This is a genomic window from Yokenella regensburgei, assembly GCF_051486985.1.
Classification (GTDB): domain Bacteria; phylum Pseudomonadota; class Gammaproteobacteria; order Enterobacterales; family Enterobacteriaceae; genus CBFFRJ01.
Window position 1 is genome coordinate 296716 of record NZ_JAHVDV010000001.1, and the last position, 11707, is coordinate 308422.

Below are 11707 nucleotides of genomic sequence, written 5' to 3' on the forward strand. Positions count from 1 at the left end.
AAAGCCTCCACAGCGGAGGCTTTTTTTATGGCTGTAAGGGGAGAGGGCGGGGCTTTCCCTCGCCGTCTACGGCGACATATATAAACAGGGCTTCGGTGGCTTTATAGCGCTGCCCGATAGGCTCGGACGCGACTTTTTTGATCCAGACTTCGACGTTGATAGTGACTGACGTATTTCCACGTTTTACGCAACGCGCGTAGCAACAGACCACGTCGCCAACTGCGACCGGTCGCAGAAAGGTCATACCGTCTACGCGAACCGTTACCACGCGCCCGTGGCCTATCTCTTTAGCGAGGATGGCCCCGCCCATATCCATCTGCGACATCAACCAGCCGCCAAAAATGTCGCCATTCGCATTGGTGTCAGCGGGCATGGCCAGGGTGCGTAGCACCAGTTCGCCCTGAGGTGTCTCCTGGGTGTTCGTCATTCTTATCTCAGTCATACAGTGGGAATATGGCGGGATGCTACTATGAATTTATTGCAGGTCACAACGAGATAACGCAGCGGCAGGAAAAAAAGCCAGGCGGACCTGGCTTGTTAACATCAGGACTGACCATCCTGCGGAATGTGACGATAAATATAGACGCCGCTGAGCACCGTAAAAAGAAGCGTCAGCGCAGTCAGGCCAAAAACTTTGAAATTGACCCAGATATTCTGCGGAAGCCAGAAAGCGATGTAGATATTCGCGAGCCCACACAGAATAAAAAAGAGGGCCCAGGCAAGATTAAGGCGTGACCAGACCGATTCTGGCAGCGTCAGCTCTTTGCCGAGCATCCGCTGAATCAACGGCTTTTTCATTACCCACTGACTGAAGAGTAACGCACCGGCAAACAGACCGTAAATCACCGTCACCTTCCATTTAATAAACTCATCATTATGGAAGAAAATGGTTAACCCACCGAAGACTGCTACCAGAATAAAGGTGATAAGCGCCATCTTTTCAACTTTACGATAGCGAACCCAGCTGTAAATAAGCACAACGGCGGTGGCAACAATCAGCGCAGTGGTGGCGGCATAAATGTCATAGAGTTTGTAAAACGCGAAAAAGACGACCAGCGGGAGAAAATCAAGAAACTGCTTCATTCTACGATTCCGTTACAGATTATCGCCTGCGGGAAGACCGCGCAGGCGGAAAAGTTACTGACGAATCAGCATGTACAGGCGGGACAGATAAATGAGCAAAGCTACAGATATCATGTTACTCACCATATTCGCGATGATCGTGCCCACTTCAGGCGTCAGGAACGCCAGCAGATGGGCATACCGCATCAGCAACACCTTGGCGAGGATCCAGCCAACCACTGCGGGTGCAACCACACGCATATTTGCCCGGCTTAAACGAAAGCTGGCACGCATCGCGCCAAATACGCCGAGACGATCCTGTACCAGCATGACAGGCGCGAAAGCATAAAAGATAGCTGCAAGAATACCCGGCACGACAAGCAGCAGGATCCCAAACTGAGTCATAAACATCATCAGCAACAGCAGAATAAACAGACCCGGCAGCACGGGCGCGCTGGCACCAATAGCCCGAAGCGCACTCACCCGATGACCTGCTGAAATCAACTGAATAAGCGCCAGCGTGCCGCCAGCCAGCAACGCACTGCCGATCAGGGAAGCAACGGTTGCCGCTGCGGAAGTATGCAACAGCACCTGCTGCTGCTCGGGCGTCATTTTCTGTACCATTTCAAATAAGCCCGTTTTGCCTGTCAGGTTAAGACCCTCTGCCATCATTGCGAGCTCGTCGTCACCCGGCATCAAAACACGACCAACAAGTACGCTAACCAAAGCGCACAATAATGTAATCAGCAAAATAGTAACAAACTGATTACGAAAAAAATTCCCCGTGTCACGGTAAACGGATTTCGCCGTGATAGACATGCACTCTCCTTGAGTTTTGCAATGTTAAATTCCGCGCAATTGTACCCTGGATGGCCCGTCGGTGGCAGCATCAGCACGCGTATGGAAAAGCATATCTTTGTAAAGAGGAGGTAATCCGTAGCTTGCCCGGGCGCGGTTACAGGCGTCATTGGGTTTTCCGTCCTCCCAGGCCCGAACGAATTCACGACACGTCGAGGGACGTTGTGGGTAAATGCTGCATGAGGTTGAGACCCCCGGCGTCCCCTTAAGGGCACCGCACCGGCAGGGTTTCTGCTGCGTACCTGTCATACAGCGCAGCAAAGGCGAAACGACTTCAGTCAGATGCGTGGGGACAAGACCACCAGCATCATCTGCTTCAGCCCAGTAAAAGGAGACACGAAAATAGGCACAACAGGCTCCGCACGACATGCACGGATTGCTTTCGTTCATGGCACACCTGCATTCATCACGTATCAAAATAAAGAATGAGTTGGTTAAATTATCCCCAGAGCAGAAGAAGAACAAGCAGGGGAATGTGATTTATTTTTTGCGGTTTTTCAGAAGGAAATTGAGGTAATTACAGAATTTCTTTTTTCATTTTGGCGACCAAAATTAATGTAGATCAATAAAGGTTAAATTCGCTGACGGAATGTGATCTATGTGGGATCACTTTATACCTAATAGTAGTTATATTCACGGCGCCTATAAAACCACATACATGGAGTGGACATGAAAAAAGTAGCCGTGGCAGCATTGATCCTGAGCAGCATTTCTACAGGGGTGATGGCACATGACGCCGGAGAGTTCTTCATTCGAGCGGGTTCAGCGACCGTCAGACCCAATGAAGGATCGGATAACGTGTTAGGAAGTCTGGGCGGATTTAACGTCAGTAACAACACGCAGCTCGGCCTGACCATGACGTACATGGCAACGGAAAATATCGGTATCGAACTTCTGGCGGCCTCACCGTTTCGCCATAAAGTAGGTACGGGCCCAACAGGCACCATTGCTACCGTTCATCATCTTCCCCCTTCGCTCGTCGCCCAGTGGTATTTTGGCGATGCAGAGAGCCGGTTTCGTCCCTATATCGGTGCCGGGATAAACTACACCATGTTCTTTGACGAAAAATTTAATGACACCGGCAAAGCGGCGGGGCTCTCCGATTTAAGCCTGAAAAACTCATGGGGCGCAGCAGGTGTGGCTGGCATGGATTATCTGATTAACCGCGACTGGCTCATCAACGCCTCGGTCTGGTATATGGATATCGATACTGACGTTCGGTTTAAAGCCGGCGGTGTACAGCAGAGCGTGAGCACCCGACTGGATCCCTGGGTATTTATGTTTTCGGCAGGGTATCGCTTCTGACGACGCCTCGCTGTCTGGCTGCAGCGCGTCGCGTCGTTTCACGGTTGCCGCCGGATAGCGCCTCCGGCGGCAACGCACGACATTACCGGCGGGTTGCCGCTTTCATTGCCCGCACAAAGAGGGCGAGTTCCTCAAGCATCAGGTCGGGTTTATCGAGGTTGTTCTCAATAATTTTCACAGTGGCGGAACCAGAGATAGCCCCCGCCGCGCCAGCACCAATCGCAGCCGTCACCTGATCAGGCGAAGAGATCCCGAATCCTTGTAACGCCGGCGCCGCATGGTACTCGGTCAATTTTTCCACCAGATGGAGCAACGGCAGCGCCGCACGATGTTCCGTACCCGTCACCCCCGCACGTGAAAGCAGATAGGTGTAACCGCGCCCGTAAGAGGCTATCTGGCGCAGGAGTTCATCATCCGCATTGGGTGGGCAGATAAATATTGGCGCAACGTTATGACGCAAAGCCGCCTGACGGAAGGGCGCGGACTCTTCAACCGGGACGTCGGCAATCAGCACCGAATCGACGCCGGCGCTGGCGCACTGCGCGTAAAACTCATCGATCCCACGAGAAAAGACCAGGTTGGCGTACATCAGCAACCCAATCGGTATGGTGGGATGCTTCTGACGGATTGTCGCCAGCATTTCAAAACACTGCGTCGGAGTGACACCCGCAGCAAACGCGCGCAGTGCCGCATTCTGAATGGTTGGGCCATCTGCCAGAGGATCTGAGAAGGGAATGCCGAGCTCCAGCGCATCCGCCCCTGCTTCAATCAGGGTATCAATGATTTTTAACGACTGTGCCGGAGAGGGGTCGCCCAGGGTGACAAAGGGAACAAAGGCGCCTTCCTTGCGTTCATGTAACTGTTTAAAAAGTTCTTCGTAGCGTTGCATCAGATTTCCCCTCGCGCTTTCAGAATGTCATGTACGGTGAAGATGTCTTTGTCTCCGCGGCCAGAAAGATTAACCACCAGCAGCTGCTCTTTCTCAGGGTTCTCTCTGACCATTTTCAACGCATGGGCGAGGGCGTGTGAGGACTCCAGCGCGGGGATAATGCCTTCGCTGCGACACAGGGCTTTAAAAGCCTCCAGCGCTTCATCATCGGTTATCGATACATAATCCGCACGACCAGTACTGTTGAGGTAGGCATGCTGAGGGCCAACGGACGGGAAATCCAGACCCGCTGAAATGGAGTAGGATTCTTCAATCTGTCCTTCATCGGTCTGCATCATCGGCGATTTCATGCCGAAGTAGATACCAACGCGCCCGTGTTTAAGCGGTGCGCCATGTTCACCGGTTTCAATGCCGTGACCGGCCGGCTCAACCCCGATAAGGCGCACGGAGGCCTCTTCAATAAAGTCAGCAAACATGCCGATGGCATTAGAACCGCCGCCCACGCAGGCAATCACGGCATCCGGCAGACGTCCTTCTTTTTCGAGGATTTGTGCTTTAGTCTCTTCGCCAATCATGCGCTGGAATTCACGCACGATGGTCGGGAACGGGTGCGGGCCAGCCGCTGTACCCAGCATATAGTGCGCCGTATCGTAGCTGCCTGACCAGTCGCGCAGCGCTTCGTTACAGGCATCCTTCAGAGTCGAGGAGCCGCTATGCACAGGGATCACCTCTGCGCCCATCAGACGCATACGAAAGACGTTGGGTGACTGGCGCTCAACGTCTTTAGCCCCCATGTAGATGCGGCATTTCAGGCCGAGCAGGGCGCTGGCGAGTGCGGAGGCAACCCCATGCTGGCCGGCACCGGTTTCGGCGATGATTTCGGTTTTGCCCATCCGTTTTGCCAGTAAAGCCTGGCCTAATACCTGGTTCGTCTTATGGGCACCGCCGTGTAGCAGATCTTCACGCTTCAGATAGAGTGTCGTTCTGGTGCCTTCTGTCAGATTCTGGCATTTGGTAAGTGCCGTTGGGCGGCCCGCATAGTTTTTCAATAAATCGGCAAACTGGGCCTGAAATTCCGGATCCTTCTGGGCGCTGACAAAGGCTTCTTCAAGCTGGCGAAGGGCGGGCATCAGAATTTGTGGAACGTACATGCCGCCAAATTCACCAAAAAAGGGATTTAATAACGTCGTCATTGTTGTTTCCTTAATAGGCTCGCAGCGTACGGAAGACCGAGGCCAGCTTCGAGGCATCTTTAATGCCTGGCTCCGACTCTACGCCTGAATTGAAATCAAGTCCGGAACACCCGGTTTTAGCCGCATCGACGCAGTTGTCCGCGCCAAGACCGCCGGCCAGCAGAACGTTATCCAGCGTCTGGCCTGCCAGTAGTGACCAGTCAAAACGTTGACCGGTTCCACCCTGACCGTTATCGAATACGTACTTGTCGACATGGTGTAAATCGCGTGCGGGGAGCGCGTCTTTTACGCTCAGCGCTTTCCAGATTTGAATTCCGGCTGGCAACACGCGGCGTAACCTGTCGATGTAACTCTGGTCTTCACTGCCATGAAGCTGAACGGCTATCAGTCCAAGTCGCGTCACAATGTCGACAACATTCTCAATATCGTTATCACGGAAAACGCCCACGTATTGCAGCGGTGCGGCGGCCATCACGGTTTTGGCCTGTTCAGTATTCACGGCACGGGGTGAGGAGGGCACAAAAATCAGTCCGCCAAAAATCGCCCCGGCTTCGTGCGCGGCCCGTGCATCCTGCGGGCGGGTCAGTCCACAGACTTTGTTCTCGCCAAGCAGTACCCGTTTTACCGCTGCATCAAGGTCGCCGTGAGACATCAGGGCTGACCCGATTAAAAAGCCATTGGCGAAATGACTCAGTTCACGCACCTGCGCGTAGGTATTGATCCCTGACTCACTGATAACCCTGACCCCCGCACCAAGACGAGGGGCCAACTGGCGAGTACGATTAAGATCGATAGAGAGATCGCGCAGATCACGGTTGTTGATGCCCACCACTCTGGCATTAAGGGCAATCGCGCGCTCCAGCTCTTCTTCATTACTGACTTCTGTCAGCACACCCATACTGAGACTATGCGCGACGGCAGAGAGCTGGCGATACTGTTCGTCATCCAGCACCGAGAGCATAAGCAGGCAGGCATCCGCCTGATAATAACGGGCGAGATAAATCTGGTAAGGGTCGATAATGAAGTCCTTACACAGAATCGGCTGGTGAGCGATACCGCTCACAATGGGCAGAAAATCGAAGCTGCCCTGGAAGTACTTCTCGTCGGTGAGTACCGAAATTGCCGAGGCATGATGCTTATAGACCTCAGCAATGCGCGCCGGGTCGAAATCATCGCGTATCACCCCTTTGGATGGAGACGCTTTTTTGCATTCAAGAATAAATGCCGTATGCGTTCCCTGCAGAGCATCATAGAAACGTCTCGTGCTCGGCACCACGTCGTTCTGAAAACTGGCCAGCGGTTGTTGTTCCTTACGGGCCGCCACCCAAATCGCCTTATCTGCGACGATTTTCGCTAAAACGGTCTGCATTAGTTATCCTCTTGCCGCCAGTTGGGCGACTTTGTCATACGCGGTACCGCTGTGGAGCACATCCAGTACCTTTTGCGCGTTAGCCTGCAAATCTTCTTCACCGTGTAAACGCATCAGCATGGCAACATTAGCGGCGACGGCGGCCTCATGGGCGGCTTCACCTTTACCTTGTAATAAGCGGGTCAGAATGTCACGGTTTTCTTCCGGCGTTCCCCCGGCCAGCGCCTCCTGATGATAAGGCGTCAGGCCAAAGTCCGCTGCGGTCAGCTGGTAACTCTTGATTTCGCCTTCGTGAAGTTCTGCCACCACGGTCGGCGCATGCAGGGAGACTTCATCCATGCCACCGCTATGCACCACGGCTGCACGCTGATACCCCAACACACGCAGCGTCTCGGCAATCGGCAGCACCAGTTCCGGGCTGTAAACACCAATCAGTGCGAGCGGCGGGTGCGCCGGATTGATGAGCGGACCGAGCACGTTAAACAGCGTGCGGGTTTTCAACTGCTGGCGTACCGGCATTGCATGGCGAAACCCGGTGTGATACTTCGGGGCAAACAGAAAGCAGACGCCCAGTTCATCAAGCGCCGTGCGTGACTTGTCGGCATTCATGTCCAGATTGATGCCAAATGCCGCCAGCAGGTCAGACGAGCCGGAGCGGCTGGAGACACTGCGGTTGCCGTGTTTGGCGACCTTCATTCCACAGGCGGCGGCAACAAATGCGCTGGCGGTGGAAATATTGATGCTGTTGCTACCGTCACCGCCGGTGCCCACAATATCCGCAAACGCATAATCAGGGCGTGGGAAGGGGGCTGCATTTTCCAGCAGGGCGGTTGCCGCGCCGGCGATCTCCTGAGGGTGTTCACCACGCACTTTCATGCTGACCAGCGCCGCGGCCAGCTGCTCAGGTTTCAGTTCGCCCCGTACAACCGCCGAGAAGAGCTGGTGGCTCTCCTGCTGGGTGAGGGTCTGCGCCTGGTAGAGTTTCTCCAGAATAGGTTGCAGGGTGTTGGTCTGCTCAAGTTTCTGTAACGCCCAGGCCAGAGTCTGCTCCAGCAAACGCGCCCCCTGTGCAGTCAGAATGGATTCCGGATGGAACTGGAAACCACATACCCGATCAGCGTCATGACGGACCGCCATCACCATGCCATCAAAATGGGCATTAATGGTTAATCCTGCTGGAATGTTGCTCCCCACAAGAGAGTGATAACGTGCCACCGGCAAAGGATTCGCCAGTCCGGCAAACATCGCCTGGTTGTCATGTTCAATGCTGGAAGCCTTGCCATGCAGAATTTCACCCGCCTGGCCTACGTAGCCGCCATAGGCCTCGACAATCGCCTGGTGACCGAGGCAAATACCGATAATCGGTAATTTGCCGCGCATACGGGTCAATAGCTCTGGCATACAGCCCGCTTCAGAGGGGGTTCCGGGGCCGGGAGACAACATCAGCACAGGATTTTGCATGGTGCCCAGGCGTTCAATTAATGTTTGAGCAGGGACATGATTACGATAAATCACCACGTTATGTCCACTTGCCCGCAGCTGGTCGGCAAGGTTGTAGGTAAAGGAATCGATATTATCGAGCAATAAAATGTCGGCCATCAGAACGTCTCCTCGGCGTTATGCGCTTTCGCAATGGCGCGCAATACCGCGCGGGCTTTATTACGGGTTTCATCCGCTTCAGACTGCGGAACGGAGTCCAGCACAACGCCCGCACCGGCTTGAACGGTGGCAATGCCATCCTCGACCCAGGCGGAACGAATCACGATGCAGGTATCCAGATCGCCGTGGGCGGTAAAATAGCCGACTGCGCCGCCATAACTGCCGCGACGCGTACCTTCGGCGTCCGCAATTAACTGCATGGCACGTACTTTTGGCGCCCCGCTGAGGGTTCCCATATTCATGCAGGCGCGATAAGCGTGCAGCACGTCCAGATCCCGGCGAAGTTCGCCTACCACGCGAGAAACCAGATGCATCACGAAGGAGTAACGATCCACCTTGGTAAGATCGGCAACGTAGCGGCTACCCGGGGTACAAATCCGCGCCAGATCGTTACGGGCCAAATCCACCAGCATCAAATGCTCGGACAGCTCTTTATGATCGGTACGCATTTCAAGCTCAATGCGGCTGTCAAGGTCACGATCCAGGGTGCCATCCGCATGGCGACCACGTGGACGCGTTCCGGCAATCGGGTAGATTTCTATCTGACGCGACGTCGCATCGTACTTGAGCGAGCTTTCAGGCGAGGCACCGAAGAGGGCAAAATCCTCGTCCTGCATGAAGAACATATAGGGGCTGGGGTTGCTCTTTTTCAGCACGTCATAGGCGGCGAGCGGCGAAGGGCACGGCAGCATAAAACGACGGGAGGGGACAACCTGGAAAATTTCGCCAGCGCGGATGGCTTTTTGCATCTGGCGCACAACGGCACCGTACTCGTCATCACTCTGGTTGCACTCCACGCGCATCCTCGGGACCGTCTCGACCGGCAACGGAACCGGTGGTTCATTGAGTTGCTGGCGCAGGCTTTCAACACGACGGGCGAGGCGGGATTTTTCAGCTGCATCTTCGCTAAAAACGCTGACCTGAATGCGCGTCTGCTGTAATTGATGATCGATGACCAGAAGACTTTCTGCCAGGTAGAAACAGTAGTCCGGGCAGCGTCGATCGTTTTCGAGCGCCGGTAAATCCTCAAACCCCGCGACCAGGTCATAGGCGAAGAGGCCGCCAAAGAACATGGCCTCACGTTCACCTTCCGGCACGTTCACCACCCCCTGTAGCAGGCGGAACGCGTCAAACACGCTGAGTGAACAAAGACGGGCATCTTCATCAAGCAGCGCACTTACCGGCGGAAAGCGCAGCTCACGACCTTCGGGCATGATGGTATTTTCAATACCAGCGGGAAGGGCCGCATCCAGCAACGTCAGCAGGGAAGCGCCATTGGCGGTTAACGCCTGAATAGTGACAGTGTCACCGTAGGCCGTAATGCGCAGCGCACTATCGACAAGGAGCAGACTTTTTAAATCGTTTTTACTGTCGATATCGGCTGATTCGAGCAGCAGCGTGGCAGGCCGGTTGCCACAAAGCTGATGAAATAACGCGGTCGGGTTCTCACGATAAAGGGCATTGCTGGTCAGCAGTTCGAGTGTCGGTTTTTGCGTTTGCATCGTCGCTCTCATCCATTATGTTCCATAAAAAAGCCCGCTCTGTGGGCGGGCCGGGTATCGGTGTGCTGAATACGCACGGAGACACTGCCCGTTTCAGGGAGTGCGCCACCAGCGGTTGTTAAGAGAATAGTGCGTATTCATGATGATACCTCATTGCGTGAACTTGTGTACTAGTTAACTAGTTCGATGGGCGAATGTCAACCCTGATTTCAGAAAATTGGCATGTAACGTTATGATAGCCCGCAAACTCTGTTTCATTCCGTCCTGGAGCCGCTTTTGAGCGACACGAATTACGCGATTATTTACGATCTTCACAGTCACACGCTTGCTTCTGATGGCCTGTTAAGCCCGGAAGAACTGGTGCACCGCGCCGTTGCAATGCGTATCGGCACTCTGGCCATTACTGATCATGACACCACCGAGGGTATTCCTGCCGCCCAGGCTGAAATTACCCGTGCGGGTTTACCGTTACGCCTTATCCCTGGCGTTGAAATTTCTACCGTCTGGGAAAATCATGAAATTCACATCGTGGGACTGAACGTTGATATTAACCATCCGGTTCTGTGCGAGTTTCTCCGCCAGCAGCATGAGCGCCGTCAGTTGCGCGCGCAACTCATTGCGGAACGCCTTGAGAAAGCCCACATTCCTGGGGCATGGGAGGGGGCGCAACGGCTGGCGAAAGGGGCGGCCATTACCCGTGGCCATTACGCCCGCTATTTAGTTGAGCAGGGGAAAGCGAATTCGGTAGCGAATGTGTTCAAAAAGTATCTTGCACGCGGGAAAACCGGCTACGTTCCTCCGCAGTGGTGTACAATAGAACACGCTATTGACGTGATTCACCAGTCTGGCGGAACAGCGGTCCTGGCCCATCCAGGACGCTACGATTTATCTGCTAAATGGTTGAAAAGACTGCTGGCGCATTTTGCACAACGCGGCGGTGAGGCAATGGAAGTTGCCCAATGCCAGCAGGCTCCTGACGAACGTAAGCAGCTTGGCGAGTACGCCCGCCTGTTTGGTTTGCTGGGCTCGCAAGGGTCTGACTTTCATCAGCCCTGCCCCTGGATTGAGCTGGGGCGCAAGCTCTGGTTGCCAGCGGATGTCGATGGCGTCTGGCTTAAATGGGAGCAGCCGCAACACAGTACAGAGAGGGAAGTATGAGTCAGTTTTTTTATATTCATCCGGAAAATCCGCAGCCACGTTTAATTAATCAGGCGGTGGAAATCGTTCGTAAAGGCGGGGTCATTGTGTACCCTACTGATTCCGGTTATGCACTGGGCTGTAAAATTGAAGATAAAGGGGCCATGGAGCGTATCTGCCGCATCCGTCAGCTCCCGGACGGTCATAATTTCACCCTGATGTGTCGGGATTTATCGGAACTGTCGACCTACGCCTTTGTGGATAACGTGGCGTTTCGCCTGATCAAAAATAACACCCCCGGCAATTACACCTTTATCCTTAAAGGCACTAAAGAGGTTCCGCGCCGTTTACTGCAGGAAAAGCGAAAAACCATTGGCCTTCGTGTGCCGTCGAATCCCATTGCCGTCGATTTGCTCGAAACCCTCGGTGAGCCGATGCTCTCAACATCGTTAATGCTCCCGGGAAGTGAATTTACCGAATCCGATCCGGACGAAATCAAAGATCGCCTTGAAAAAGTCGTAGAGCTGATTGTCCATGGTGGCTATCTGGGCCAGCAGCCGACGACGGTGGTCGATCTCACCGACGACGCGCCGGTGGTTATCCGTGAAGGCGTCGGCGACGTTAAGCCTTTCTTATAGGCATACAAGTCGGTATACTACGCGGCCATTTCACAGGCGCCACGGCGACCTGATGACCTTATTCGACGCCTGTGAAGGCGACACCCGAGGAAAGC

12 protein-coding genes and 1 other annotated feature are annotated in these 11707 nt (G+C 54.2%); of the genes, 3 read left to right on the forward strand and 9 right to left on the reverse strand.

Annotation, left to right across the window (positions count from 1 at the left end):
• Nucleotides 1-25: 25 nt before the first annotated feature.
• The 4 genes from yciA to KXR87_RS01570 all read right to left on the reverse strand — a co-directional run bounded on the left by yciA (nt 26) and on the right by KXR87_RS01570 (nt 2310).
• A complete protein-coding gene (yciA, locus tag KXR87_RS01555; protein WP_437430503.1) occupies nt 26-427 on the reverse strand; it encodes an acyl-CoA thioester hydrolase YciA in 402 nt (133 codons plus the stop codon).
• Nucleotides 428-543: 116 nt separating this feature from the next.
• The gene (locus tag KXR87_RS01560; RefSeq protein WP_437430504.1) at nt 544-1083 is read right to left on the reverse strand and encodes a septation protein A; all 540 of its coding nucleotides are present in this window, start codon (nt 1081-1083) and stop codon (nt 544-546) included.
• Between the two features lie 54 nt (nt 1084-1137).
• Nucleotides 1138-1881: a YciC family protein gene (locus KXR87_RS01565; protein ID WP_437430505.1), complete on the reverse strand. Its 744-nt coding sequence runs from the start codon at nt 1879-1881 to the stop codon at nt 1138-1140.
• 24 nt (nt 1882-1905) lie between these two features.
• Nucleotides 1906-2310, reverse strand: coding sequence for a YkgJ family cysteine cluster protein (locus KXR87_RS01570; RefSeq protein ID WP_437430506.1), 405 nt, complete (start codon nt 2308-2310; stop codon nt 1906-1908).
• A 279-nt stretch (nt 2311-2589) separates the two neighbouring features.
• Here KXR87_RS01570 and ompW point away from each other — a divergent pair, with 279 nt between their 5' ends.
• Entirely contained in the window at nt 2590-3225 is a 636-nt protein-coding gene (gene ompW, locus KXR87_RS01575; protein WP_437430507.1) for an outer membrane protein OmpW, read from the forward strand.
• 82 nt (nt 3226-3307) lie between these two features.
• Here ompW and trpA read toward each other — a convergent pair whose 3' ends face one another.
• Genes trpA through KXR87_RS01600 form a run of 5 tightly spaced genes read right to left on the reverse strand, consistent with a single transcriptional unit; the run spans nt 3308 to nt 9837 of the window.
• Nucleotides 3308-4114 (reverse strand): tryptophan synthase subunit alpha, encoded by an 807-nt coding sequence (gene trpA / locus KXR87_RS01580; protein WP_437430508.1) that lies wholly within the window; start codon nt 4112-4114, stop codon nt 3308-3310.
• Nucleotides 4114-5307: a tryptophan synthase subunit beta gene (trpB, locus tag KXR87_RS01585; RefSeq protein ID WP_437430509.1), complete on the reverse strand. Its 1194-nt coding sequence runs from the start codon at nt 5305-5307 to the stop codon at nt 4114-4116. The genes trpA and trpB overlap by 1 nt, the downstream gene beginning before the upstream one ends.
• 10 nt (nt 5308-5317) lie before the next feature.
• On the reverse strand, nt 5318-6676 hold the full coding sequence (gene trpCF / locus KXR87_RS01590) for a bifunctional indole-3-glycerol-phosphate synthase TrpC/phosphoribosylanthranilate isomerase TrpF (protein ID WP_437430510.1): 1359 nt from the start codon (nt 6674-6676) through the stop codon (nt 5318-5320).
• A gap of 3 nt (nt 6677-6679) precedes the next feature.
• The gene (gene trpD, locus KXR87_RS01595) at nt 6680-8275 is read right to left on the reverse strand and encodes a bifunctional anthranilate synthase glutamate amidotransferase component TrpG/anthranilate phosphoribosyltransferase TrpD (RefSeq protein WP_437430511.1); all 1596 of its coding nucleotides are present in this window, start codon (nt 8273-8275) and stop codon (nt 6680-6682) included.
• Nucleotides 8275-9837 (reverse strand): anthranilate synthase component 1, encoded by a 1563-nt coding sequence (locus tag KXR87_RS01600; RefSeq protein WP_437430512.1) that lies wholly within the window; start codon nt 9835-9837, stop codon nt 8275-8277. The genes trpD and KXR87_RS01600 overlap by 1 nt, the downstream gene beginning before the upstream one ends.
• 24 nt (nt 9838-9861) lie before the next feature.
• Nucleotides 9862-9954: a sequence feature (Trp leader region), on the reverse strand.
• A 159-nt stretch (nt 9955-10113) separates the two neighbouring features.
• Here KXR87_RS01600 and rnm point away from each other — a divergent pair.
• Both rnm and KXR87_RS01610 read left to right on the forward strand, forming a co-directional pair.
• A complete protein-coding gene (gene rnm, locus KXR87_RS01605) occupies nt 10114-10995 on the forward strand; it encodes an RNase RNM (RefSeq protein WP_437430513.1) in 882 nt (293 codons plus the stop codon).
• Entirely contained in the window at nt 10992-11612 is a 621-nt protein-coding gene (locus KXR87_RS01610; protein ID WP_437430514.1) for an L-threonylcarbamoyladenylate synthase, read from the forward strand. The genes rnm and KXR87_RS01610 overlap by 4 nt, the downstream gene beginning before the upstream one ends.
• Nucleotides 11613-11707 lie beyond the last annotated feature (95 nt).